21 protein-coding genes are annotated in these 23,717 nt (G+C 74.2%); 12 read left to right on the forward strand and 9 right to left on the reverse strand.

Features of this window, described 5'->3' with window-relative positions:
• Window positions 1-172 precede the first annotated feature (172 nt).
• The 5 genes from ACWEO5_RS12440 (at window position 173) to ACWEO5_RS12460 (ending at window position 4,605) form a co-directional block, all read left to right on the forward strand.
• Window positions 173-1,102: an acyl-CoA thioesterase gene (locus ACWEO5_RS12440; RefSeq protein ID WP_452162367.1), complete on the forward strand. Its 930-nt coding sequence runs from the start codon at window positions 173-175 to the stop codon at window positions 1,100-1,102.
• 101 nt (window positions 1,103-1,203) lie between these two features.
• Window positions 1,204-1,827: a TetR/AcrR family transcriptional regulator gene (locus ACWEO5_RS12445; protein ID WP_344554256.1), complete on the forward strand. Its 624-nt coding sequence runs from the start codon at window positions 1,204-1,206 to the stop codon at window positions 1,825-1,827.
• 120 nt (window positions 1,828-1,947) lie between these two features.
• Entirely contained in the window at window positions 1,948-3,600 is a 1,653-nt protein-coding gene (locus tag ACWEO5_RS12450; RefSeq protein WP_452162368.1) for a BCCT family transporter, read from the forward strand.
• 470 nt (window positions 3,601-4,070) lie between these two features.
• Entirely contained in the window at window positions 4,071-4,271 is a 201-nt protein-coding gene (locus tag ACWEO5_RS12455) for a hypothetical protein (protein WP_344554258.1), read from the forward strand.
• Window positions 4,272-4,389: 118 nt separating this feature from the next.
• Window positions 4,390-4,605, forward strand: coding sequence for a cold-shock protein (locus ACWEO5_RS12460; protein ID WP_344554260.1), 216 nt, complete (start codon window positions 4,390-4,392; stop codon window positions 4,603-4,605).
• Window positions 4,606-4,624: 19 nt separating this feature from the next.
• On the opposite strand, the gene ACWEO5_RS12465 is transcribed toward ACWEO5_RS12460, so the two are convergent.
• Entirely contained in the window at window positions 4,625-5,866 is a 1,242-nt protein-coding gene (locus ACWEO5_RS12465; protein ID WP_452162369.1) for a DUF2398 family protein, read from the reverse strand.
• Between the two features lie 271 nt (window positions 5,867-6,137).
• Here ACWEO5_RS12465 and ACWEO5_RS12470 point away from each other — a divergent pair, with 271 nt between their 5' ends.
• Entirely contained in the window at window positions 6,138-7,022 is an 885-nt protein-coding gene (locus tag ACWEO5_RS12470) for a sterol desaturase family protein (protein ID WP_452162370.1), read from the forward strand.
• On the forward strand, window positions 7,019-7,693 hold the full coding sequence (locus tag ACWEO5_RS12475) for a lysoplasmalogenase (protein ID WP_452162371.1): 675 nt from the start codon (window positions 7,019-7,021) through the stop codon (window positions 7,691-7,693). The genes ACWEO5_RS12470 and ACWEO5_RS12475 overlap by 4 nt, the downstream gene beginning before the upstream one ends.
• 138 nt (window positions 7,694-7,831) lie before the next feature.
• On the opposite strand, the gene ACWEO5_RS12480 is transcribed toward ACWEO5_RS12475, so the two are convergent.
• The 4 genes from ACWEO5_RS12480 to ACWEO5_RS12495 form a co-directional block, all read right to left on the reverse strand.
• Window positions 7,832-8,431 carry a hypothetical protein gene (locus ACWEO5_RS12480; RefSeq protein ID WP_452162372.1) on the reverse strand — a complete coding sequence of 200 codons (600 nt, stop codon included), beginning with the start codon at window positions 8,429-8,431 and terminating at the stop codon, window positions 7,832-7,834.
• 342 nt (window positions 8,432-8,773) lie between these two features.
• The gene (locus tag ACWEO5_RS12485; RefSeq protein WP_452162373.1) at window positions 8,774-11,047 is read right to left on the reverse strand and encodes an FtsX-like permease family protein; all 2,274 of its coding nucleotides are present in this window, start codon (window positions 11,045-11,047) and stop codon (window positions 8,774-8,776) included.
• Window positions 11,044-11,730, reverse strand: coding sequence for an ABC transporter ATP-binding protein (locus ACWEO5_RS12490; RefSeq protein WP_452162374.1), 687 nt, complete (start codon window positions 11,728-11,730; stop codon window positions 11,044-11,046). The genes ACWEO5_RS12485 and ACWEO5_RS12490 overlap by 4 nt, the downstream gene beginning before the upstream one ends.
• The gene (locus tag ACWEO5_RS12495) at window positions 11,727-12,254 is read right to left on the reverse strand and encodes a PadR family transcriptional regulator (protein ID WP_452162375.1); all 528 of its coding nucleotides are present in this window, start codon (window positions 12,252-12,254) and stop codon (window positions 11,727-11,729) included. Before ACWEO5_RS12495 ends, ACWEO5_RS12490 begins: the two co-directional genes overlap by 4 nt.
• Window positions 12,255-12,366: 112 nt before the next feature.
• Between ACWEO5_RS12495 and ACWEO5_RS12500 the strand changes: the two genes are divergently transcribed.
• Window positions 12,367-12,855: a hypothetical protein gene (locus tag ACWEO5_RS12500; RefSeq protein WP_452162376.1), complete on the forward strand. Its 489-nt coding sequence runs from the start codon at window positions 12,367-12,369 to the stop codon at window positions 12,853-12,855.
• A 16-nt stretch (window positions 12,856-12,871) separates the two neighbouring features.
• Here ACWEO5_RS12500 and ACWEO5_RS12505 read toward each other — a convergent pair whose 3' ends face one another.
• The 3 genes from ACWEO5_RS12505 to ACWEO5_RS12515 all read right to left on the reverse strand — a co-directional run bounded on the left by ACWEO5_RS12505 (window position 12,872) and on the right by ACWEO5_RS12515 (window position 16,815).
• The gene (locus ACWEO5_RS12505; RefSeq protein WP_452162377.1) at window positions 12,872-13,675 is read right to left on the reverse strand and encodes an exodeoxyribonuclease III; all 804 of its coding nucleotides are present in this window, start codon (window positions 13,673-13,675) and stop codon (window positions 12,872-12,874) included.
• A gap of 106 nt (window positions 13,676-13,781) precedes the next feature.
• Entirely contained in the window at window positions 13,782-15,578 is a 1,797-nt protein-coding gene (ggt, locus tag ACWEO5_RS12510; RefSeq protein ID WP_452162378.1) for a gamma-glutamyltransferase, read from the reverse strand.
• A 127-nt stretch (window positions 15,579-15,705) separates the two neighbouring features.
• The gene (locus tag ACWEO5_RS12515; RefSeq protein ID WP_452162379.1) at window positions 15,706-16,815 is read right to left on the reverse strand and encodes an ROK family glucokinase; all 1,110 of its coding nucleotides are present in this window, start codon (window positions 16,813-16,815) and stop codon (window positions 15,706-15,708) included.
• Window positions 16,816-17,052: 237 nt separating this feature from the next.
• On the opposite strand from ACWEO5_RS12515, the gene ACWEO5_RS12520 reads away from it, so the two are divergent.
• A complete protein-coding gene (locus tag ACWEO5_RS12520) occupies window positions 17,053-18,192 on the forward strand; it encodes an alpha/beta hydrolase (RefSeq protein ID WP_452162380.1) in 1,140 nt (379 codons plus the stop codon).
• 87 nt (window positions 18,193-18,279) lie between these two features.
• Here ACWEO5_RS12520 and ACWEO5_RS12525 read toward each other — a convergent pair whose 3' ends face one another.
• Complete coding sequence (locus ACWEO5_RS12525) at window positions 18,280-19,239, reverse strand: glycoside hydrolase family 16 protein (RefSeq protein ID WP_452162381.1); 960 nt, start codon at window positions 19,237-19,239, stop codon at window positions 18,280-18,282.
• A gap of 356 nt (window positions 19,240-19,595) precedes the next feature.
• Between ACWEO5_RS12525 and ACWEO5_RS12530 the strand changes: the two genes are divergently transcribed.
• The 3 genes from ACWEO5_RS12530 (at window position 19,596) to ACWEO5_RS12540 (ending at window position 23,623) form a co-directional block, all read left to right on the forward strand.
• Complete coding sequence (locus ACWEO5_RS12530; protein WP_452162382.1) at window positions 19,596-20,090, forward strand: hypothetical protein; 495 nt, start codon at window positions 19,596-19,598, stop codon at window positions 20,088-20,090.
• Between the two features lie 112 nt (window positions 20,091-20,202).
• Window positions 20,203-22,293: a bifunctional polysaccharide deacetylase/glycosyltransferase family 2 protein gene (locus ACWEO5_RS12535; protein WP_452162384.1), complete on the forward strand. Its 2,091-nt coding sequence runs from the start codon at window positions 20,203-20,205 to the stop codon at window positions 22,291-22,293.
• A 1-nt stretch (window position 22,294) separates the two neighbouring features.
• The gene (locus ACWEO5_RS12540; RefSeq protein ID WP_452162383.1) at window positions 22,295-23,623 is read left to right on the forward strand and encodes an acyltransferase family protein; all 1,329 of its coding nucleotides are present in this window, start codon (window positions 22,295-22,297) and stop codon (window positions 23,621-23,623) included.
• Window positions 23,624-23,717: the final 94 nt, after the last annotated feature.

The following is a 23,717-nucleotide window of genomic DNA, read 5'->3' on the forward strand; positions in this document are numbered from 1 at the left end:
GATCCCGTCCTGGCCCCGTCCCGATCCCGTCCTGGCCCCGTACCGGCAGTGTCTGCGCAGCACCCGGCGGCGTCCACCCGGCGGCACCCGTCCGGCCCCCGTCCGGCCGCCGTCCGGCCGCCACCCGGCGTGACCGGCCCCACAGCCTGCACCGATTGCCACCTGTTCTAGCATGAGCCGGGTGACCGCTCCCGCCGCCCAGACCCCCGAATTCTCCCCCGGCCTGCGCTCCTTCGCGGAACTGCTCGGCATCGAGGAGCTGGAGGAGGACCTGTTCCGGGGCCGCTGCCACGCGGGCGCCCCGCTGCGCGCGTTCGGCGGCCAGGTCGCGGCGCAGGCGCTCACCTCGGCCGGGCGCACGGTGGAGCCGGCCCGCCGGGTGCACAGCCTGCACGGGTACTTCCTGCGGCCGGGCGACCCGCGCCGCCCGATCGTCTACCAGGTGGACCGGGCCCGGGACGGCCGCTCGTACGCGACCCGGCGGGTGTCGGCGGTGCAGCGCGGCGAGGTCATCTTCACGATGTCGGCCTCGTTCAAGCACCCGGAGCCGGCGGGCGACCGGCAGCGCACGATGCCACCGGTGCCGGGCCCCGAGGAACTGCCCGACCCGTACCTGGCCTGGGAGCGGGACGCCCCCGAGGAGTTCGCGAACGCCGCGGTCTTCCGCGCGCTGCGGATGCGCTTCGTCCCGGCGGACGCCCCCGGCCTGCCGCCGGAACTGCCGGGCGTCCCGCAGCAGTTCGTCTGGCTGCGGACGGACCGCCCGCTGCCGGGGGACGATCCGCTGCTGCAGGTCTGCGCGCTGACGTACCTGTCCGACCTGACGCTGGCCTCGACCGCGGCCCTGCACCTCCAGCCGCACCGGGTGCACCGGGTCGAGGAGCCCCGGGTGTCACTGGCCTCGCTGGACCACGCGATGTGGTTCCACCGCCCGTTCCGCGCCGACGAGTGGCTGCTGTTCGCCCAGCGCAGCCCGTCCGCCTCGGACGGCCGAGGACTGGCGATGGGCGAGTTCTACGACCGCGACGGGGTGCTGGTGGCCTCCGCCGTCCAGGAGACCCTGCTCCGCGAACTGCGCCCGCGGGCCGCCCGGACGAGCTGACGACCTGACGACGCGGCACCCACTGGTACGCGTCCTTTGTCACCCACTGGTGATCTGCCGCGTCATACCGCTGCGTGGAGCCGCCACGTATCATGGTTCGGGTGACCAAGGTTGACCTGTCACCTCGTCCGGTGGAGGCGATGTCCCCCCGTCAGCTCGAACGCCGCGGCTCCCTCCTGTCCGCCGCCCTGGCCCTGGTGACCGAGATCGGCGTGGAGCGGCTCCAGATGAAACAGGTGTCGGAGCGTTCTGGCGTGGCCCTCGGTACCGCGTACCGGTACTTCTCCTCGAAGGACCACCTGCTCGCCGCCGCGATAGCGGACTGGCACCGGCTGCTGCTCGCCGACCTGGTCGGCGAGGTGGGGGCGGGGCGCAGCGCCTCGCCGACCGAGCGGGCGGTGCGGTTCGTGCGGCGGGGGATGCGGGCGTACCAGCGGCAGCCGGAGCTGGCCCGGCTGCGGGTGGCGGTGGCGACGTCCACGGACCCGTTCGCCAGCGAGGCGCTGCAGGGCCTGGCCCGGGCGGACCGGGCGGCGCTGGGGGCGGTGATGCCGGAGGTCCCGCCGGCCTCCGGGGAGTTGGTGCGGCACATGGTGGGGCACGCTTGGCAGGGCGAGTTGACGGCCTGGGTGACCGGCCGGACGACGCTGGACGACGCCCGCAACCGGCTGGAGGAGATGGTCCGGCTGGTGCTGACGCCGTACGAGCCGCCGCTGTCGGCCTGAACCCCCGCGGCACCACCACTGCCGGCCCGTCCGCCGGCCCGTCCGCACACCCGTCCGCCGGTCCGTCCGCCCGGCGTGCCGCGCCACCGACCGGCCCGGGTTGTGGACATAGTGCCTGGTATGTCCACATCTGCCGAGCCCCCGACGGACCGTCAGCCCACCGCGCCGGACGCGGACGCCTTCCCGCTGGACCGGGTGGTGTTCGGGATCGGCGCGGCCGCCGTACTGGGGGTGGTGGCCTGGGGGGTGTTCGCGGAGGACTCGCTGGGCCGGGTCTCGGACTCGGCGCTGGCCTGGGTGCTGCACGACTTCGGCTGGCTGTTCGTGGTCGCCGCGGACGTGTTCCTGGTGCTCGCGGTGGTGCTGGCGGTCAGCCGCTTCGGCCGGATCCCGCTGGGCCGGGACGGTGAGCGGCCGGAGTTCTCCACGCTGGCCTGGATCGCGATGATGTTCTCCGCCGGAATGGGCATCGGCCTGCTGTTCTACGGCGTCGGCGAGCCGCTGCAGCTGTACGCACAGCCCCAGCCGGGTTCCGGCATCGAGCCGCAGACCCCGGCGGCGGCGCAGCGGGCGCTGGAGTTCTCGCTGTTCCACTGGACGCTGCACCCGTGGGCGATCTACGCGGTGGGCGGCCTGGCGCTGGCGTACACCACCTTCCGCAAGGGGCGGGGCAACCGGATGTCGGCGGCGTTCGTGCCGCTGATCGGCGAGCGCGGGGCGAACGGCTGGCAGGGCCGGGTGGTCGACCTGCTGTCGGTGTTCGCAACGGTGTTCGGTTCGGCGACCAGCCTGGGCCTGGGCGCGATCCAGGTGGCGGGCGGCCTGGGCTACGTGACGGACGTCCGGGCCACCGAGGGCGTGGAGCTGGTGGTGATCGCGGCGCTGGGCAGCGCGTTCGTGCTGTCCGCGATGTCGGGCGTGCACCGGGGCGTGAAGTGGCTGTCGACCACCAGCGTGGTGCTGGCCTGCGTGCTGATGCTGTTCGTGTTCCTGGTCGGCCCGACGGTCTTCGTGCTGGACGCGCTGCCCTCCACGGTCGGCGGCTACCTGTCCGACCTGGCGGTGCTGGCCACCCAGACCGGGGCGCTCACGGACGAGGAGTGGCTGGGCTCCTGGACGATCTTCTACTGGGCGTGGTGGCTGTCCTGGGCGCCGTTCGTCGGCACCTTCATCGCCCGGATCTCCCGGGGCCGGACGGTGCGCCAGTTCCTGGTGGGCGTGCTACTGGTGCCCAGCGGGGCGACCGCGGTCTGGTTCGTGGTGATGGGCGGTTCGGCGATCCGGCTGCAGTCGACCGGCGCGGCCGACCTGGTGGCGACCATTCCGCGGGGCGCGGACGCCGGGCTGTTCGAGATGCTGAAGGCGCTGCCGCTGGGGGCGGTGACCAGCGTGGTCGCGGTGCTGCTGGTGATGCTGTACTTCATCACCTCGGCCGACTCGGCGTCCCTGGTGCTGGGTTCGCTGTCCTCCGGCGGCACCCTGCACCCGCGCACCTGGCTGGTGGTGGTCTGGGGCGTGCTGATGGCGGGCGTGGCCGCCGCGCTGCTGCTGGCGGGCGGGCTGACGGCGCTGCAGAACGCCACCATCCTGGTCGCGCTGCCGTTCGTGCTGGTCATGCTGGGGCTGTGCCTGGCCCTGGTGCGCGAGCTGCGCACCGACCCGGCGGCGGGGCTCTCCCGGTTCCACCCCGCGCACGGCCTGCGCGACGCGGTCGGCGCGAGCGTCGGCGACGAGTACGGGGAACACCCCGAGCGGTCTCGCCCGCAGGAGTGAACCTGCGGTCCCCCGCACCACCCCGGACCGCCCCCGCGCGGCCCCGCTCCGGCCCGGCCGCCCGTGCGGCGCCCGGCCGGGGCCCCGACCGCCGAGCCTTTACCAAGGGTTCGCAATGGTCCCGATCGCCCGCCGGCGGTGGCAGGCTGATCCGCGTCGGGCCCACGCCGAACGGTGGGCGCGGACGGCCGTCATCCGCCCGCGCCCACCGCCGAACCGCCGACGCCCCTCCCGCCACCTCCCCTCCCCCACCCCTCCGCCGGCCCGCCGGGCCCGCTCGCGCACCGCCCGGGCGACCCGCGCCGCACCGCCCCGGCGGCCCGCGCCGCGCCACCCCGGCTGCTACGCGCGTCCGCGATCAGCCGTTCGACCTGCGCGGATGCGGGGGCGGGGGTTCCGACGCCGAGATCCCTTCCAGACTTCACCCGCCTTTCGTGACCGCGTAACACCCCCCTGCCAGGCTTTCCGGCATGACCGCCAGCACTGCCTCGCCGGCCCTCCCGCCGGCCCAGGATCCGCGCTTCCCGCTGCCCCGCCGCCACCGCCGCCTGCTCGCCTGCGCCGCCGTCGCGGCCTCCGTCGCGCTGGGCTCGCTCGGCGTCGGCGCCACGGTGGAGACCGTCCGGCACCAGGACGAGTCGGCCCGGGCCGCGGCCACGGCCGGGCGCTGAACCGGGCGCCGGGCCGGACGGGCGGTGGGCGCCGGGCGGTGGGCGCCGGGCCGGACGGGTGGTGGGCGCCGGGCCCCGGGCCGATACTGAGGGTGACCGGCCCGAAGGGAGTCCCGTCATGGAGACCGGCACCGTCAAGTGGTTCGACCCCCACCACGGCTACGGCTACATCACCCCGGACGGCGGCGGCCCCGACCTCGCCGTCTACTACGACTCGGTGCTCGCCGACACCGACGACCACCGTTTCCTGCACCAGGGCCAGCGGGTGCGCTACGACGGGACGGTGCAGGAGCTCCGTCCCGTCGCCGAACGGGTCCGCCCGGTCACCTACTGACCGCTCGCCCGCCGACAGCTCACCTGCTGAGCACCCGGCCCTGCGCCGGGACGCTCGGGCGGGAGTGCCGGCCGCTGCCCGCCGGGGGTTCGGGTTCGGCGCGGGGGGCGTAGCGGGCGGCGGGGGCGCGCAGCAGCCAGGTGCGTCCGGCGGGGGCGGCCAAGCCCATCCGGTGCAGCAGGTCGAGCGCGTCGCGGCGGAAGGCGGCGAGGTCGGCGAGGTAGCCGGCGTCCCACCCGGCGCTCATGCCGTAGTCGTCGGTGATGTCGCCGAGGGTGCCGTCGATCAGCGCGTCGGGGATCAGGACGGCGGGCGGCGCGGTGGCGGTGGCGGCCGGGCGCAGGTCCTCGACCAGGCGTTCGGCGAGCAGCAGCGCGGCCTGGGCGAGGGTGCCGGGGCCGGGGAGCGCGAGGTCGGTGAGTTCGTCGGCGGGGTCGAGCAGGGCGACGCCCTCGGCGCGGACCTCGGCGGTGAGGCCGAGGAAGTCGGCGACCCGTTCGGCCTCGGCGGCCGCGGCGCCGCGCAGGTGTTCGCGTTCGGCGGGGGCGAGGTCGTCGTACAGCACGACGGGGGTCTCGGCGAGCAGCCGCCGGACGGCCGTCCCGGGGTCGGCGGCGGGCAGCGGGGGCGCGGTGAGCAGGTCGGCGGCGAGCGCGGCGGGCGGGCGCCAGTGGTCGAGCAGGGCGCGGACCGGGGCCGGGGCGGGGGCGGGGTCGCCGGCCAGGGCGCGGACCAGGGCGGCGTACCCGGCGGGGTCGAGGCCGGGCAGCGGGCGGCCGGGCAGCGGGGCCTTGTGCAGGCGGGCGTGGGCGGGGCCGAGGGTGAGCCGGTAGCCGAGCAGGGTGTGGAAGCCTTCGGCGAGCGCCTCGGCGTGACGGCGGATCAGCGCGAGCGCGGCGCCGTGCGGTCCGTCGGCGGTGACCAGCGGGTGGGCCGTCAGCAGCCGGGCCGCGGTGCGCACTTCGGTGGTGGGGCGTTCGGGTTTGCGGTGGCGGCCGCCGCCGGTGGGGCGGGCGGCGTCCTGGGCGGGCGCTTCGCGGCGTATCCGGCGGTAGCCGAGCGGCCGGAACAGCGGCGAGGTGCTGTGGTGGACGGTGGGGCCGTGCCACCAGCTGGTCCCGGGCCCGGGTTCGGCCTGCCGGGGTGCCCCGCCCAGGTGCCGGGCCCCGTGGGCGCCGAACACGGCGGTGGCGAGCAGGTCGGCGGCGGCGGGTTCGGCCGCGGCGAACCGGGCGGCCAACTCCTCGGCGGCCGCGGCCACTTCGGGCCCGGGGCGGTCCTCCGCGCGGCCCTGCGGGTGCGTCCGCGCGAGGCCCTGGGGATGCGTCTGCGCGCGGTCCTGCGGGCGTGCCGGTCCGGCGGGCCGTCCGGCCCCGCCCGGGCGCCCCGTCCCCGATCCGCCGGTCGCCGCAGCGACTTCGACGGCTGCTCGCTGCCGCTCCATGTCGGCCCAAGCCTAGACGCCGAACCCGGCACTACGCGCCGGTAACAACCTCTTCCGCAGGTCGCCACCGTCCCCTAGGGTTCCGGGCATGCCTCACCTGCCCGACGTCGTGCTCTGGTCGATACCGGCCTTCGTGCTGCTCACCGCCCTGGAGATCGTCTCGTACCGCTTCCATCCGGACGAGGAGGAGCAGGGGTACGCCGCGAAGGACACCGCGACCAGTCTGGGCATGGGCCTGGGTTCGCTGCTGTTCGACGCGGGGTGGAAGATCCCGATCGTGGCGGTCTACTCGTTCCTGTACGAGTTGACGCCGCTCCGGGTGCCGGTGCTGTGGTGGACGGTGCCGTTGATGCTGCTCGCCCAGGACTTCTTCTACTACTGGTCGCACCGCGGCCACCACGTGGTCCGGATCCTGTGGGCCTGCCACGTGGTGCACCACTCCAGCCGGCACTACAACCTGTCCACCGCGCTGCGCCAGCCCTGGACCTCGGCCACCAGCTGGGTGTTCTTCGTGCCGATGGTCCTGGCGGGCGTGCACCCGGCGGCGCTGGCGTTCTGCTCCTCGGCGAACCTGGTGTACCAGTTCTGGATCCACACCGAGCGGATCGGCCGACTCCCCCGCCCGGTCGAGTACCTGTTCAACACGCCCTCGCACCACCGGGTGCACCACGCCTCCCAGGGCGGCTACCTGGACCGCAACTTCGGCGGCATCCTGATCGTCTTCGACCGGCTGTTCGGCTCGTTCGCGGCCGAGGCCGAGCGCCCGGTGTACGGGCTCACCAAGAACATCGGCACCTTCAACCCGCTGCGGGTCGCCACCCACGAGTACGCGTCGATCGCCCGGGACATACGGGGAGCGACCACCTGGGGCGACCGGCTGCGCCACCTGACGAAGGGACCGGGCTGGCAGCCCGCGCCGCACACCGAGAGCCCCGCCACCACCGCCACCGGACCGGAGAGTGCCGCCGCATGACCCCCCTCCGCGACCCGCGCACCGCGCGGGCCCTGCTGATCGCCTTCACCGTCGTCTCGGCCGCGCACCTGCTGGCGATCGCCTTCGGGATCCACCCCCTGCAGTACGCCACCAAGCCGCTGCTGATGCCGCTGCTGGCCGCCTGGGTCTGGTCCCTCGGGAAGCCCGGCACGCCGAAGCTGCTCGTCCCGGCGCTGCTGTTCGGCGCGGGCGGCGACATCCTGCTGGAGATCGGCGGGACGGCCGCGTTCCTGGCCGGGATGGGCTCGTTCGCGGCCGGCCACGTCTGCTACGTGACGATGTTCGTCAAGCTGGGCGCGCTCGCCGACCGCCGCCGGGCGCTGCTCGTCGCGGGCTGCTACGCGGTGGTCTGGGCGATGCTGATCGTGCTGCTCTGGCCCGACCTGGACGCGGGGATGCGGATCCCGGTGGCGCTCTACAGCCTGCTGCTGGCCTCCACCGCGGTGACCGCCTCGCAGGTCAACGTGCGGGCCGGGCTGGGCGGGGCGCTGTTCCTGTTCTCCGACACCCTGATCGCCACCGACCTGGCGGACTGGCGGCACCTTCCCGCGCACAGCTTCCTGATCATGGTGACGTACCTGGCCGGCCAGTACCTGCTGACGGTCGGCACCCTGGAGCGCACCGGCGGCGTGGAGCGCACCGAATCCTGAGCGCACCGGCCCCTGAGCGCACCGGCTCCCGGACACGGCGAAGGGCGGCACCCCCGCGGGGTGCCGCCCTTCGCCGTGCCGTCGGCCGCGTGGGACGCGCGGCCTGCCGGGTACGGTGGGCGCGTACCGGCCGGCCGCTCAGGAGGCCCGGCCGGGCGCCGCACCGCGACGGCGCAGCAGCCAGAACCCGCCGATGCCGGAGGCCACCAGGCCGGCGCCTACGGCCAACCGGGTGCCGTCCGTGCCGACCGAGCCGCCCAGGCCGGTCTCCACCCCGCCCTGCGGGAGCCGGACGCCCTCCCAGACGCCCGCACCGGCGGCCGCGCCGCTGGTGGTGCCGTTCGTCCCGGCGACCGCGATGGCCACCGCACCGACGAAGCCGTCCCCGTTGGGACACTTGCCGTCGATGCCCCAGGACGAGTCGGTGGTGGTGCGCTTGGCGGCGGCCACGGCCATCTCCTGTTCGGAGATGACGGTGGCGCTGCCCGAGTACTTCCCGTCGGGGCCCACGCGGAGCGTGGTGGAGCCGCCGGCGAAGGCCAGCGAGGTCGCGGTGACGGTCTTCTCCGTGCTGCTCGCGCACGTGACACTGACCGAGACCGACTGCCCGGGCTTGGCCTGCGCGGGAGAGACCCAGGCGGGTTCGCTGCCCTTCGCGGACGCGGGGGCGGTGCCGGCCAGGCCGAGCAGGACGGTGGTGCCGAGCAGTGCGGCGGCGGCGGTGCGCGTCGGGCGCATGCCGTACCTCCAGGGGGTCGGGGTTGGGGGCGGCGGCTGCGTGTTCGGGCCGCTACACCCGGTTGCCGACCACGCTAGGCAGGGTCGCCCGGACCGGCGAACGCGAGAGGCCGTTCGGGGCCGACCGGTGCTCCGGACCCGAACGACCTCCGGGCAGGCACCCCCGGCGAACCGCGCACGCGGGCCGGCGCCACGAACGCCCTGCCTCCCTGTCCCCGTCTCCCGTCCCCGTCCCCGGCCCCCGTCTCCCGTCCCCGGCCCCCGCCGGAGCGCCGGAACGCCCGGAGGGCCCGCCCGTCGCGGGCGTGCCCTCCGGTCCGACCGGTCCCTCCCCGGGAGGGGCTACTCGTTGCGGGCGGTCTCCGGCCCGGTGATCCGGCGCAGCAGCGGCAGGGTGGCGGCGATGACGGCCAGCGCCCCGGCCAGTCCGCCCGCGACCGCCAGGTAGTAGCCGGTGCCGAGCGGGTGCAGCGTGTACTGGAGCTGGGAGCGCAGGAACAGGTCGGCGGCCAGCAGTCCGGTGCCGATGGCCAGCGCCGAGACCGCCAGCAGCGGCACCGCGGACTCCAGCAGCACCACCCGGCGCAGCATCGCCAGCGGCACCCCGCTGAGCCGCAGCAGGCTGAACGGCCGCTTGCGCTCGCCGAGCGCGGCGGCGACGCTGACCGCCAGGCTGCAGCCCGCGATCGGGAAGGTCGCCAGGATGACCACCTTCGCCAGCTGCTGGAAGCCCTCCAGTTCGGCACCGGACTGCTTCCGCCCCTCGGCGAGGGTCTGTGCCTGCCGGTTGGCCGGGTAGGCGGTGTCCACCATCGTCCGGGCCCGCTCGACGGCGGCCCGCGAGCCGTCGGTGGCGACCACCACGTTCACCACCGGCAGGGCCGCCAGTTGCTCGGCGGTGTAGGGCGCGGCGGGCCACGCGGTGTCGGCGTAGTCGCGGAAGCCCCCCAGTACGGACGGCAGGTAGGCGGTGGCCGCGCCCGGCTCGCAGTGGCCGAACACCCCGACGGCGTCGAGCTCCGGGCAGGCCACCGCCTCGGACGCCTCGGTCGCGTCGCCGGCGTGGACCGGCACCACCTGGTCGAGCGGGTGCACCAGCATGGTGGCGCGCACGCCGGGGACGGCCAGCAGGCCGGTGGTGAAACCGGGCTGCGCGGGCGGCGCGGCGCCGCGGTCGAGACCCTCGGGGGTGCGGCCCTCGCTGAGGTAGTCGATCAGCACGTTGTCGTACTGCGGACCGCCCTCGACCCGGCCGCGCTCGTCGGTCATCGTGGTGATGATCCCGATCGTCGCGGTCATCACCAGCAGGGCCAGCACCAGCCCGCTGACCGCCCGGAACCCGGCGGCGGGGTTGTCGGCGAGCCGGCGGGCCGCGATCAGCGCGGCCGGGCGCTGGGTGCGCCGGGCCAGCAGGGCGGCGGCCCGGCCGGTCAGCCAGGGGCCGGAGAGCACCAGGCCGATCATGATCAGGCCGAACGAGGAGAGGTAGCCCCGCACCTGGCCCGGGACCGACTCCGGGTGCCGGACCAGCAGGAACACCAGCTCGGCCAGCCCGGCCAGCAGCGGCGCCACCCGCCAGGCCCGGGGCGGCTTCGGGGTGACCCGGCGGCTGACCCCGAGCGGGGAGACCTGCACCCGGCGCAGCGCGATCCGGGCGGCGACGACGGCCGCCAGCGGCACGCCCAGGACGACGACCGCGGCCTGCGGGAGCGTCAGGGCGAGGTCGGAGGCGTAGAAGCGGTACCCGGTCAGCGACATCGCGGCGACCTGGCCGCGCACCGCGAGGTAGGGCAGGAAGCCGAGCAGGACGCCCGCCGCGGCGGCGAGCGCGGACTCGACGGCGGAGACCGCCGTCACCTGCCGGGGCGTCGCGCCGACCAGCCGCATCGCGGCGAAGCGGCGCTCGCGCTGGGTGGCGCTGAGCCGGGTGGCGGTGCCGATCAGGATGAGCAGCGGGAAGACCAGCGCGCCGGTGACGACGGTCAGGATCAGCGTGACGCCGTTGGACCGGATGCCGACCGGGCAGTCGTCGCAGCGGTCGGGCGGGGTGGTGAGGATCCGGGTGACCCGCGTCGCGCCGTCGAGCGCCGACAGCTCCTGCGGGGTGCGGCCGACCAGGGCGACCAGGCTGTCGGGGCCGGGCAGGGCGTCCTTGCCGAGGATGCCGATCCGGTGGGCGCCGAAGCGGTCGGCGAGCTGCTCCGGGGGCACCGCGTCGGCGAGCTTCGCCAGCGCGGGCGACAGGTAGTACTCGCCGTCGGCGGGCAGCCGGTCGACCCCGGGCGGGAGCGTGGTGGTCGGGCCGGTGGGGGCGACGTCGACGCGTCCGATCTGCTCGCCCTGGAAGGCGTCGCGCCGGACCATCCACCACAGCGGGGCGCTGCCGTCCGAGGCCGTCCCCGCCGCCTCCCGATCGGCGGGGGCGGCCTCGGCGTCGGCGGCGAAGCCGGTGTTGACCCAGGCGTAGCGGCCGTTCTGGGTGTGCACGGCGTTGACGGCCGCGAGGGTGGTGAGCAGCAGTCCGACGCCGACGGCCACGGCGGCGGCGGTGACCAGCAGGCGCAGCCACGCTTCGCGGCCGCCGCTGACGGCGAGGCGCAGGCCGAGGCGGATCATCCGGCGGCCCGCCCGCTCAGCGAGGTGGCGCGGCCGTCGCGGACGACGGCCTCGCGGTCGGCGTAGGCGGCGATCCGGGCCTCGTGGGTGACCAGGACGACGGTGGTGCCCTGGGCGCGGGCGGAGTCGACCAGCAGGTCCATCACGTGCTCGCCGGTGAGCGAGTCGAGCGCGCCGGTGGGTTCGTCGGCGAACAGGACGCGCGGCTCGGCGACCAGTCCGCGGGCCAGGGCGACGCGCTGGGCCTGGCCGCCGGAGAGTTCGCCGGAGCGGCGCCCCTCCAGGCCGTCCAGGCCGAGCCGGGGGAACCAGCCGCGGGCCCGGGCCAGCGCGTCGGCGCGCTTGGCGCCGCCGAGCAGCAGCGGCAGGGCGACGTTCTCCTCGGCGCTCAACTCCGGTACCAGCTGCCCGAACTGGAAGACGAAGCCGAAGCTGTCGCGGCGCAGCGCGCTGCGCTCCTGCTCGCCGAGGCGGTCGATCCGGCGGCCGTCGAAGTGGATCTCTCCGCCGTCGGGGGCGAGGATGCCGGCCAGGCAGTGCAGCAGGGTGGACTTGCCGGAGCCGGAGGGGCCCATCACGGCGAGGACCTCGCCGGCGTCGACGGCCAGGTCTGCGCCGCGCAGGGCGGGGGTCTCGCCGAAGGAGAGGGTGACGGCGCGGGCCTCGATCAGGGGGCCGCTCATCGGGCGGTCACCTCCGCGGCGAGGGCGTCGAGCCGGGCGGCGGTGAGGTCGATCCAGCGCAGGTCGGACTCCAGGTGGAACAGGCCGTGGTCGGCGAGCAGGGCGTCGACCAGGCTGCCGGAGCGCTTGACCTCGGTGAGTTCGCGCATCCGCCGCATGTGCGCGGCGCGCTGGGTGTCGAGGTAGCGCTCGGCGTCGCGGCCGAGCATCAGGGCGAGCACGACCTTGCTGAACAGCACGGTCTGCAGGTGGGGTTCGGCGGCGACCGGCTCGCGCAGCCAGTCCTCGAACTCGGTGGCCCCCGCCTCGGTGATCACGTACCGCTTGCGGTCCGGCCCGTCGCCGGCCTCGGGGTCGCCGACCACCACCTTCCCGTCCCGGGCGAGCCGCCCGAGGGTCGCGTAGACCTGGCCGAAGGGGAGCGGTTTGCCGCGCCCGAAGAAGGCGTCGTAGTCGCGCTTGAGGTCGTAGCCGTGGCTCGGCTCGCGTTCGAGGAGCCCGAGCAGGGTGAGTGGAACGCTCATGCCGGGAGCGTACGCCGCGCGTACACTCCGCGTCTATACACTCAGAGAATACTGACGTGCGGATCTTCGCCCTCTAGCCTTCACCCGGGGTTTTGCCGACCGAGGGGAAGACGTGCGGTTCAAGTTGGTCAAGAAGGACGGCGCCAGCACCGGGACGCCGCTCGGCGAACTGGTGCTGCACCGGGCGCCTTCGAAGGCGGGCACCGCGGAGATCGTCGCGGGCCTGGAGACCTGGCCGCTGGAACTGGACGGCCGGGTGGTGGCCGAGCTGCCCGGCTTCGGCTTCGGGTACCAGGCCCGGGCCCTGGTGCGTCGCGGCGTGCTCGGCACCTTCGAGGACGCCGAGCTGCGCGTCCACGGCCGCCGCCACCTGCGGGCCGGGCGGCGCTTCGTGGAGTTCCGGACCCCGACCCGCACGCTGCGGTTCGAGGCCGGGGGCTTTCGGAGCGACACGCTGGTCGAGGACGGTCGGGTGCTGGCCCGCTCCCGGGACGACTGGGCGGCGGCCGGGTCCGACCCGCTGCCGCTGGTGGCGGTCGCGCTCTACCAGTGGGCGGTGCTGGACTCGTTCCTGATGAACCCGCTGCTGGAGCTGTTCTGACCGCCGCCCGCCGCCCTCACAGCTCCAGGTCGACCACCACCGGCGCGTGGTCCGACGTGCCCTTGCCCTTGCGGGCCTCGCGGTCCACGTAGGTGTCGGTGACGGCGTCCGCGAACGGCTTGTTGGCGTACGTCAGGTCGATCCGCATGCCGCGGTTCTTCGGGAAGGCCAGCGCCCGGTAGTCCCAGAAGGTGTAGGGGCGGTCGTACTTGAGGGCGCGCGGGACGACGTCCCGCAGGCCGACCTCCTGGAGGGCGGTGAGGGTGGCGCGCTCGGGGGCGGTGACGTGGGTGAGGCCCTCGAAGGCGGCGAGGTCGTAGACGTCCTCGTCGGCGGGAGCGACGTTGAAGTCGCCGAGGACGGCGAACGGGCGGTCGCCCGCGGCGTCCTCGCGGACGGCGTCGCGCAGCGCGGCCATCCACTCCAGCTTGTAGCGGTAGTGCGCGTGGTCGACCTCGCGGCCGTTGGGCACGTACACCGACCAGACCCGGACCGGGCCGCAGGTCGCGGCGACGGCGCGCGGCTCGACCACCGGGAGCAGCGCGTCCTCGGCGAGGTAGCCGGGCTGGGCGGGCAGGTCGCGGACCACGTCGTCGAGGCCGATCCGCGACAGCAGGGCGACGCCGTTCCACCGGCCGTCGCCGTGCGCGGCGGAGGCGTAGCCCAGCTCGGCGACGGCCTCGGCGGGGAACGCGTCGGTGGCGCACTTGAGTTCCTGCAGGCAGAGCACGTCCGGCTTGGCGGACTCCAGCCACTCCAGCAGCTTGGGCAGCCGGGCGGTGACGGAGTTGATGTTCCAGGTGGCGATGCGGACGGTCACGGCGGCCTTCCCTCGGCGGTGCGGACGGACGGGGCCCCGGCGCGGGCCGGGCACCCCGTCCGAACATACCGCCCGGCGCCGACAGCGCCCGGCAGCTGACGGCCGCTCAGCGCGAGGGGTGCACCACTCCCGCCGCTCCGCCGCCGCGCCGGACGGGTTCGGCAGCGGCCAGCCAGCGGCCGTCCGGGAGCCGTTCGATCCCGGTGGCGGCGCCGATCTCCGGGGTGGAGGCGAACACGTGGCCGAGCGCCTGGAGCTTCGCGGCCTCGGGCGAGGCCAGGAAGGCGGGTTCGGCCTGGGTGGCGGCGGTGTTGCGCTGGCTGGCCCGGGGTGCGGCGATGGCCTGTTCCAGCGTCAGCCCGCGGTCGACCCGGCCGGTGAGCACCTGCAGGACGGTGGTGATGATGGTGGCGCCGCCGGGCGAGCCGAGCGCCAGGTAGGGCTCGCCGCCCTTGAGCACGATGGTCGGCGAGATCGAGGAGCGCGGCCGCTTGCCGGGGCCGGGCAGGTTCGGGTCGGGGACGCCGGGGGTGAGCGGCGCGAAGTCGAAGTCGGTCAGCTCGTTGTTGAGCAGGAAGCCGCGGCCGGGGACGGTGATGCCGCTGCCGCCGGTCTGCTCGATGGTCAGCGTGTAGGAGACCACGTTCCCCCAGCGGTCGGCGACCGTCAGGTGGGTGGTGCTCTGGCCCTCGTACGGTTCGGCGGCGGGCTGCCCGGTGCTGCCGCAGGCGGCCGGGTGGTACGGGTCGCCGGGGGCGAGCGGGCTGGTCAGCGCGTGGTCCGGGTCGATCAGGCAGGCTCGGGCGGCGGCGTAGCCGGGGTCGAGGAGCTGCCGGGTCGGCACCTGGACGGCGGCCGGGTCGCCGACCCAGCGGTTGCGGTCGGCGAAGGCGATCCGGCTGGCCTCCAGGTACTGGTGGTCGTAGGCGGCCTGGTCGGTGAGCTCCGCGGCGCCGTTGGCGGCCAGCACGTTCAGCGCCTCACCGACCGTGGTGCCGCCGGAGGAGGACGGCGCGATGCCGTACACGTCCAGGCCCCGGTAGCCGACGTGGGTCGGGGCCTGCTCGCGGACCCGGTAGCCGGCCAGGTCGGCGGCGTCGACCCGGCCGGGGCGGGCGGTGCGGCCGGAGGCGGGGTCGACCGGCGGGTGCTGGAGGGTGCGCACCACGTCGGCGCCGATCGGGCCCCGGTACAGCGCGCCGGTGCCCTGGCGGCCGAGCTGGCGGTAGGTGGCGGCCAGGTCGGGGTTGCGGAAGGTGGAGCCGACGGCGGGGAGCTGCCCGCCGGGCAGGAACAGGGCGCGGCTGGCCGGGAAGTCCTGGAACCTGGCCCGGTTGGCGGCGGTCTGGTCCTGGAAGGTCTGGTCGACGGTGAAGCCGCGCTCGGCGATCCGCTCGGCGGGCTCCAGCACCTGGCCCAGGCTGCGGGTGCCCCAGCGCTGCAGGGCCCGCTCCCAGGTGGCGGCGGTGCCGGGGACGCCGACGGACAGGCCGCTGGTGACGGCGTCGTTGAAGGGCAGCGGGGTGCCGTTCTCCAGGAACAGCGTGCTGTCGGCGCTCCGGGAGGCGGTCTCCCGGCCGTCGATGGTCTCCACCTTCCCGGTGCGGGCGTCGTAGTGGACGAAGTACCCGCCGCCGCCGATGCCGGCCGAGTAGGGCTCGGTGACGCCGAGCGCGGCGGCGGTGGCGACGGCGGCGTCGACCGCGTTGCCGCCGTGCTTGAGGACCTCCAGGCCGGCGGCGGTGGCGTCGGCGTCCACGCTGGCCACCGCCCCGCCCCGGCCGACCGCGACGGGCTGCTTGCCCGGCGGGGCCTGGGCCGCGCCGGCGGGCGTGGCGGCGCCCAGCAGGCCGGTGGCGGTGACGAGCGCGAGGACGGGGACGAGACGGGCGCGGACGCGCATGCGGCCTCCTGGGGCGGCGTCGGTCCTCCCGTTCTCCCACACCCGGCGTGCACCGGACAACAGTCCCGTCAGCCAACCGGGGCTGTTTTCACCCGGTGTTGACGTGCCGTCAACACCGGTCCGCGGATCAGCCGTTGCCCGCGGGTCGTTCCACCCGGCGGCGCTTGACGGTGCGGAAGCGGCGGGCCACCTGGCGGGCCAGGTCGGCGGCGCCGACCAGGCCGGCCTCGTTGCCGAGGTCGGCGTGCACGATCTCGGCCTCGGGGCGGAAGCCGCGGCCGGTCAGGGTGCGGCGGAAGGCGTCCCGGGCCGGGCCGAGCAGCAGGTCGCCGGCCTCGCTGACGCCGCCGCCGACCACGAAGCGGCCGGGGTCGAGCGCGGCGGCCAGGTTGGCGATGCCGACGCCGAGCCAGCGGCCGACCTCGTAGAGCAGTTCGACGGCGACGGCGTCGCCGTCCCGGGCGGCCTCGGTGACCAGCGGGCCGGTGATGCCCAGCGGGGTGCCGCCGGCCCGGGCCAGCAGCGGCTGCACCACCGGGGACTCCTCGGCGGCCAGTCCGCGCGCCTCGCGCACCAGCGCGTTGCCGGAGGAGTACTGCTCCCAGCAGCCCCGGTTGCCGCACGGGCAGCGGTGGCCGCCGGGCACCACCTGCATGTGGCCGAACTCGCCCGCCAAGCCGTGCTTGCCCCGGTCGACGTGGCCGTCGCGGACCTGCGCGCCGCCGATCCCGGTGCCCAGGGTGATCATCACCATGTGGTCCTCGCCGCGCCCGGCGCCGAAGCGCCACTCGGCCCAGGCCGCCGCGTTGGCGTCGTTCTCCACCACCACCGGGAAGCGCAGCCGGGAGCTGAGCGCCTGCTGCAGCGGTTCTCCGCGCCAGTTCAGGTGCGGGGCGAACAGCACGGTGGAGCGCTCGGCGTCCACCCAGCCCGCCGCGCCGACGCCGACGGCGTGCACGTCGTGCTTGTCGGCCAGTTGCAGGACCAGTTCGACGATGACGTCCTCGACCACCTTGGGGCTCTTGCTCTTGTCCGGGGTCTCGGTGCGCAGCCGCTCCACCACGTTGCCGTCCCCGTCCACCACGCCCGCGACCACCTTGGTGCCGCCGATGTCCACGCCGATGGTGGGCAGCTTCAGCACCCCCGCGGGCAGGGTGCGCCGGCGGCGCTCGGCGCGCGGGCCGAGGCCCAGCAGGTTGGGCAGGACGGGGCGGGCGGGGCCGCTGGCTCGGGTCACGGAACGAATGCTCCTTGATTGGGTAAAGGTTGCGGTCCGGGGTCGGAAGGCTGTGGGCGAACTGGCAGACTGAGCGCTCGGCACCCAGTGGATTCTCACGAAAACGTGATGTTCCTCTCAGGTTTCCGCGAGTGTCGGCAGCAACTGATCGAGTGTGTGACGCAGTCTGACAAGTGTGATGCGTGAACCGGGGGACCATGCCCCGGACGGCCGGACGACCCGATTCGAGAGACCCCGATGCAGCTGACAGGCACCCCGTTCCTCCTCCTCACGATCGTCCTGGTGCCGGTCTCGATCGTGGCGGCGCTGCTGCTGTGGGGGCGGGTGCGCGGTCCGAAGCCCTTCCAGGTGCTCTCCAGGATCGTGATGCTGTTGTTCTGTCAGATCACGGCCGTCATGACGGTCTTCGTGATGGTGAACAACGCCAACCTGATCTACGGCAGCTGGGACGACCTGCTGGGCACCGGCAACCACGTCCGCGCGGTGCCCAACCTGCAGACCGGGCCGGACGGTTCGGGCGGCCCGGAGGGCGGCGGGCCGGGCAACGACGCCCAGCGCCCCAAGGTGCTGCAGCAGTTCAAGCCGGTCGACGACCCGAAGGTGCCGGACGACGTGCGGACCACCGACCTCAAGGGCGAGGTCTCCGGCGTCGACGGCGAGGTGCTGGTCTGGCTGCCGCCGCAGTACGACGACCCGGCGTACAAGGACAAGACCTTCCCCGTGGTGGAACTGCTGCCGGGCTGGCCGGGCTCCTCCAAGACCTGGTTCGGCACCCTGAAGGTCTCCGAGCAGCTGAAGCCGATGATGCGGAGCGGGCAGGTCGCCCCGTTCATCCTGGTCTCGCCGCGCACCAACCTGCTGGGCGACAACACCGACACCGGCTGCGCCGACGTCCCCGGCAAGGTCAACGCGGACGCCTGGCTGTCGCGCGACGTGCCGCAGATGGTGCTCGACAACTTCCGCGCCGACCCGTCGGCCGACCGCTGGGCGGTGGCCGGGTACTCGGCGGGCGCCCACTGCGCGGCCAAGCTCGCCCTGGAGCACCCGAACCGCTACCGGGCCGGGGTCAGCCTCTCCGGGTACAACGACCCCGGCGTCGAGGAGAAGTCGCTGACCGCGCAGGACCCGCACCTGCGCGAGGTCTCCAACCCGCTCAACATCCTCAGGTCCGCCAAGACCCCGCCGAAGACCGCCCTGTACGTCAGCGGCAACAAGGGCGACGGCCTGGAGGCCGGCGAGGCCCTGGAGGCCGCCGCCAAGCCCCCCACCACCGTCACCGTCCAGGAGACCAGCGGCGCCCACAGCAGCGACGTCTGGAAGCCGATGGTCCCGGGCGTCTTCACCTGGCTGACCGCCACCATCCCCGTCCGGCACTGAATCCCCGTCCGGCCCGGACCGCACCGCACGGTGGCGGGTCCGGGGCGCGTCCCCGGCCCGCCCCCGTGCGTCGTCGGCCCGGGCGGGTCAGGATCCCGGCAGGGTGTTGACGTAGTCGGTGCCGGCGGCGTAGAAGCCGTCCACCGCCTTCTGGACGTCGGCCTGGGACACCGCCTCGTCGGCCTTGTGGTAGAACCAGTTGACCTTCATGTCCCAGGTGCGCCCGGCGCCGAGGGAGGGCATCAGGTCGATGAACCAGTTGCTGAAGTGGACGTCGACCTTCTCGCGCGCGACGTACTTGCCGGTGCTGGTGAACAGGTCCTTGCCGTCCAGCGAGTAGGTCACCTTCCCGTCCACCGCGGTGATCATCATCAGGTGCCAGCCCTCAAGGTGCTGCTTCAGGGCGTGGGTGACCCGGTCCGGCGGGTCGGCCTTGAACCAGCTGGTGGTGTCGAGCTGCGGGCCGACGGAGCCCCAGCCGCCGTTGGCCATGTACTCGTAGTCGAGCTCGCTGTAGTTCGCCGAGGAGTCCTCCGGCGAGATCGGGAAGAAGGTCTGGACGACGTGGTCGCCGTTGCGGCCGGTGCCGGGCTTGTCGCTGAGGTAGACCCGGGCCGCGTAGGTCCCGTTGAGAAACCGGGTGCCGGTGGTCTGCACCTCCACCTGCTCGGTGCCCTGTTTGGTGCCGTCGGTGGACGAGCGCAGCTGCAGGACCCGGCCGCCCTGGGCGGCGGCGTCGGTGGGGAACGAGGCGCCGGCGGCGCTCCAGGTGTCCTTGACGCCGGGTCCGCCCGCGCCGTCGCGGACCTCCCAGCCGTGGTCGGCGAAGGCGGGGTCGTCGGGCCCGGTGTAGTGGAAGGAGTCGAACAGCGTCCCGGGCGGGCCGGTCGGCGTCGGCGAGGCGCTGGAGGCGGGGCCGCCCTTCGTGCCCGCCCCTCCCGCGGTCGCGCCGTCCCCGGCGTCGGCGGCACCGCCGCTGGAGCAGGCCGCGAGCAGGGACAGTAGGACCGGCGCGGTGAGCACGCTCCACGCACGGTGACGGGGCATGCGGCGGGGCTGGCTCACACGGGCTCCTTGCGGCGGGGCGGCGGCGCCTGGACGCGCCCCTCGGCGCGGGGCGGCGGCTGATCCGCACGAGGCGGTCATCCTAACGGGGCCCGCGCGTACCACCGCCCCGCCCCCGTCCCACCCCTGACGGACATGTGCCAAGGTCAACGGTCCGCGACCGTCCCCCTACAGTTATGCCCCCGCGGTCGTCTCAATCCGATTACAACACTGCGCCATACCCCGCCAAAAACGGACATGCATCCCAATTGCCTCCGGCCGGGTGGACTAGCGTTCGGCCTACGCTCCCGCGATCCCCACCTACCTGCACTGAGAGGCGCTGCACGGTGCGCCCTGTCATGACTCCCCACGGAGCCGGACCCGTCCGCACGGGAGGACCCGGCGGTCCCGCCGACGACTTCCGCGCGTACGACGACCACGACGAACCGGCCCCCGAGCCGGTGTTCGTCGACCAGTCGGGGCTCCGCGGCCGCCTGCTCCGGGGCATGGGCTGGCCGGTCTCCCTGGTGGGCGCGGTCCTGGCGGTCGCCATGGGCGGCAGCCTGGTCGGCATGCAGGCGGACGCCCCGCCGCTGGTGGTGCCCGCCCAGCCCGCGCAGGCGCCCGCCGTCACCACGGCCCCCTCGCCGTCCGCCACCACCGCGCCCTCGCCGTCCGCCACCGGAACGGCCGGACGCTCCACCGCGCCCGGCGCGAAGAGCTCGACCGGCAGCACGAAGCCGAGCACCTCGAAGCCGAGCACCTCGAAGCCGAGCACCTCGAAGTCGAGCTCGAAACCCACCACCGCGTCCCACGCATCGATGCCCTCGGGCCGCTCGGCCGCGCACTCCTGACGGCCCGCCGTCCCCCGAACCTCCGCACCGCCCATCTCCAGGAGCGCCATTGTCCCGCCACCAGCGCCGCCGGCAGTCCCTGCTGAGGCCGCGCCGACTGGCCGCGCCGCCGCTGCGCTTCTTCATGCCGCTGTCCCTGCTGGCGTGCCTGCTCGTGCTGCTCGTGCTGCGCGGCCTGGCCAACAACGAGGTGTTCCACGACACCCGGATCGCCCAGTCCGTGGACAAGACGACCGTGCCCGAGGAACTGCTCAAGGGCGGCCCGGTCATCGACGCGCGCGGTGACAAGAAGGCGCACCCGGTGAGCTACCGGATCCCCGACAAGACCGTGGTGCTGAGCTTCGACGACGGCCCCTCCCCGGAGTGGACCCCGAAGATCCTGAAGGTGCTCGCGGACCACGGCGTCCGCGCGGACTTCTTCGTGACCGGCTCGATGACCACCCGCAACCCGGAGCTGATCCGGCAGATCGTCGCGGGCGGCCACGAGATCGGCCTGCACACCTTCACCCACCCCGACCTGGCGTACCAGTCGCACGCCCGGATCAGCTGGGAGCTGGCGCAGACCCAGCTGGCGCTGGCCGGCGTCGCGGGCGTCCACAGCTCGCTGTTCCGGCCGCCCTACTCCTCCGACGCCTCGGCGATGGACGACTGGAACTACCCGGTCATCAAGTACGTCGGCGCGCACGGCTACCTGACCGCGTTCATCGACCGCGACACCGACGACTGGAAGCGCCCCGGCGTGGAGGAGATCGTCAAGGCCGCGATGCCCACCACGCCCGGCGCGGGCGAACTGGTCCTGCTGCACGACGCGGGCGGCGACCGCGCGGAGACCGTCGAGGCGCTGGAGCAGATCATCGTCAAGCTGCAGGGCGAGGGCTACCGCTTCACCACCATCTCCGACGCGCTCGGCGCCCCCAGCGCGATGGTGCCGGTGCACGGCTTCCAGCTGTGGGCGGGCAAGGGGTTCATCTGGGCCACCCACGTGTCGGTGGTGACCCTGCCCCTGCTGGTCGGGCTGCTCGCCCTGGTCGGCTTCCTGAACTTCGGCCGGTTCGCGCTGATGGTCGTGCTCGCCCCGGTGCACGCCCGCCGCTCCAAGCGGCAGGGAGCCTGGGGGGAACCCGTCACCGAACCGGTCACCGTCCTCGTCCCGGCGTACAACGAGCGCGAGTGCATCGCCAACACGCTCAACTCGCTGGCCGCCAGCGACTACCCGATCGAGGTCATCGTCATCGACGACGGCTCCACGGACGGCACCGCGGACATCGTCGAGGAGATGGACCTGCCGTTCGTCCGGCTGATCCGCAAGGTCAACGGCGGCAAGCCGAGTGCGCTGAACGCCGGTGTGGCGGCCGCCTCGTACGACATCGTCGTGATGATGGACGGCGACACCGTCTTCGAGCCGTCCACCGTCCGCGAGCTGGTCCAGCCCTTCGCCGACCCCGGGATCGGCGCGGTGGCGGGCAACGCGAAGGTCGGCAACCGCGACAGCCTGATCGGCGCCTGGCAGCACATCGAGTACGTCCTCGGCCACAACCTGGACCGCCGGATGTACGACGTGCTCAACGTCATCCCGACCATCCCCGGCGCGGTCGGCGCCTTCCGCCGGGAGGCCCTGCAGGCCGTCGGCGGGATGAGCGACGACACCCTCGCCGAGGACACCGACATCACCATGGCGGTGCTCTGCGACGGCTGGCGGATCGTCTACGCCGAGCGCGCCCGCGCCTGGACCGAGGCCCCCGCCAGCCTGCAGCAGCTGTGGTCCCAGCGGTACCGCTGGAGCTACGGCTCCATGCAGGCGATGTGGAAGCACCGCCGCGCGGTGGTCTCCCGCGGACCGGCCGGCCGCTTCGGCCGGATCGGGCTGCCGCTGGTCGTGCTGTTCGGCGTGGTCGCCCCGCTGCTGGCCCCGCTGGTCGACCTGTTCCTGCTGTACGGCATCCTGTTCGGGGCGACCGGGCTCACCCTCGCCAGCTGGGGCGGCTTCATCCTGCTCCAGTCCCTGCTGTCCTGGTACGCCTTCCGGCTCGACCGGGAGAAGCCCTGGCACCTGATCAGCCTGCCGTTGCAGCAGATCGTCTACCGACAGCTGATGTACATCGTCCTCCTGCAGTCGACGATCACCGCGTTCACCGGTGGCCGACTGCGCTGGCAGAAGCTCCGGCGCACCGGCGAGGTCTCCGCCGCGCCGGTGGAGGTGTGACGTGACTTCACCCACCGGACAGCGCGGACGGCACGAGGAGACCATCCCGCTGCGCATACCCGAGGGCTTCGGGCGCCACGAGGACACCATGGCGCTGCGGATCCCCGCGCAGTGGCGCCGGGACCACGACACGGACCCGGAGCCGCAGGACGAGGAGCCGCAGGCCCCCGCGCCGCGCAAGGGGGGCCGGGACCGCTACCTGGACCTGCTGCGCGCGCTGGCGCTGGTCCGCGTGGTGCTCTACCACAACTTCGGCTGGTTCTGGCTGCCGCTGCTGTTCCCGTCGATGGGCGTGATGTTCGCGCTGGCGGGCTCGCTGATGGCCCGTTCGCTGAGCCGTCCCACCCTCGGCGTGATCCGCGGGCGCCTGCGCCGGCTGCTGCCGCCGATGTGGCTGTTCGGCGGCATCGTGGTCGCCCTGCAGGTCGTCGACGGCGGCGGCCCCGACGCGGACGGCCACCCCACCTGGTGGTGGGCCAAGCTGGCGTTCTGGCTGCTGCCGCTGAGCACCCCGCCGTACGCGGAGGACGGGCTGCACGGCCTGCACGGCCTGCACCTGGAGTCCGGCTGGGCCACCCAGCTCGTGGTGCCGCTGTGGTACCTGCGGGCCTACCTCTGGTACGTGCTGCTCTCGCCGCTGATGCTGCGGGCCCTGCGGCGCTTCCCGGTGGTGACGCTGTGCGCCCCGCTGGTGCTGGTGATCGCGATGAACGGGTTCACCACCGACCACGACTTCGTCTACCAGCGGGTCTGGGAGACCGTCAACGACTTCGCGACCTTCGGCTCCTGCTGGATCCTCGGCATGGCCCACCAGGAGGGGCTGCTCAAGCGGCTCCCGCAGTACGTCCTGCCGTCCATAGCGCCGCTGGTCATGGTGGCCGGGTTCTGGTACCTGCAGACCAGGCCGGTCGACCCGACCCAGCCGACCGACATCGAGGCGTGGCCGATCGCCCAGGCCGTGTGGTCCCTGGGCTTCGTCGCGCTGCTGCTGCACCTCAGCCCGTCCTGGGAGCACTGGCCGGCCCCGCTGGAACGCTGGAACGGCCTGGTCGGCCTGCTCAACTCGCGGGCCGTCAGCGTCTACCTGTGGCACGTGACCGCCCTGGTGTGCGCCGTCCCGCTGATCGACCGCCTGTGGGACGTCGACTTCTTCTACGAGCACATGAAGTGGCTGCTGACCAGCCAGTGGTTCACCCTGGCGGTCGGCGTCCCGCTACTGGCCCTGCTGGTGCTGGCCTTCGGCTGGGTCGAGGACGTGGCCGCCAAGCGCTCGCCGCGGCTGTTCCCGTACCCGCGCCGCAAGCGGGGCAAGCGCCGGGTCGCCGCCTGAGAAAGTGTGGGGTAATTAGCTGATTACTGATCGTTGAGGTCGTCGGCGAGGCGGCGTGCTGCTTCGGTCTCGATGGGGCCGCGTGGCTCGATCT

Source organism: Kitasatospora sp. NPDC004272, assembly GCF_053603035.1.

What these genes read in the sequence shown, in the direction of transcription:
- ACWEO5_RS12440 (WP_452162367.1), top strand. Translation starts at nt 173, where the DNA reads ATGAGCCGGGTGACCGCTCCCGCCGCCCAGACCCCCGAATTCTCCCCC.
- ACWEO5_RS12450 (WP_452162368.1), top strand. Translation starts at nt 1,948, where the DNA reads ATGTCCACATCTGCCGAGCCCCCGACGGACCGTCAGCCCACCGCGCCG.
- ACWEO5_RS12455 (WP_344554258.1), top strand. Translation starts at nt 4,071, where the DNA reads ATGACCGCCAGCACTGCCTCGCCGGCCCTCCCGCCGGCCCAGGATCCG.
- ACWEO5_RS12460 (WP_344554260.1), top strand. Translation starts at nt 4,390, where the DNA reads ATGGAGACCGGCACCGTCAAGTGGTTCGACCCCCACCACGGCTACGGC.
- ACWEO5_RS12470 (WP_452162370.1), top strand. Translation starts at nt 6,138, where the DNA reads ATGCCTCACCTGCCCGACGTCGTGCTCTGGTCGATACCGGCCTTCGTG.
- ACWEO5_RS12475 (WP_452162371.1), top strand. Translation starts at nt 7,019, where the DNA reads ATGACCCCCCTCCGCGACCCGCGCACCGCGCGGGCCCTGCTGATCGCC.
- ACWEO5_RS12480 (WP_452162372.1), bottom strand. Translation starts at nt 8,431, where the DNA reads ATGCGCCCGACGCGCACCGCCGCCGCCGCACTGCTCGGCACCACCGTC.
- ACWEO5_RS12485 (WP_452162373.1), bottom strand. Translation starts at nt 11,047, where the DNA reads ATGATCCGCCTCGGCCTGCGCCTCGCCGTCAGCGGCGGCCGCGAAGCG.
- ACWEO5_RS12490 (WP_452162374.1), bottom strand. Translation starts at nt 11,730, where the DNA reads ATGAGCGGCCCCCTGATCGAGGCCCGCGCCGTCACCCTCTCCTTCGGC.
- ACWEO5_RS12495 (WP_452162375.1), bottom strand. Translation starts at nt 12,254, where the DNA reads ATGAGCGTTCCACTCACCCTGCTCGGGCTCCTCGAACGCGAGCCGAGC.
- ggt (WP_452162378.1), bottom strand. Translation starts at nt 15,578, where the DNA reads ATGCGCGTCCGCGCCCGTCTCGTCCCCGTCCTCGCGCTCGTCACCGCC.
- ACWEO5_RS12520 (WP_452162380.1), top strand. Translation starts at nt 17,053, where the DNA reads ATGCAGCTGACAGGCACCCCGTTCCTCCTCCTCACGATCGTCCTGGTG.
- ACWEO5_RS12525 (WP_452162381.1), bottom strand. Translation starts at nt 19,239, where the DNA reads ATGCCCCGTCACCGTGCGTGGAGCGTGCTCACCGCGCCGGTCCTACTG.
- ACWEO5_RS12530 (WP_452162382.1), top strand. Translation starts at nt 19,596, where the DNA reads ATGACTCCCCACGGAGCCGGACCCGTCCGCACGGGAGGACCCGGCGGT.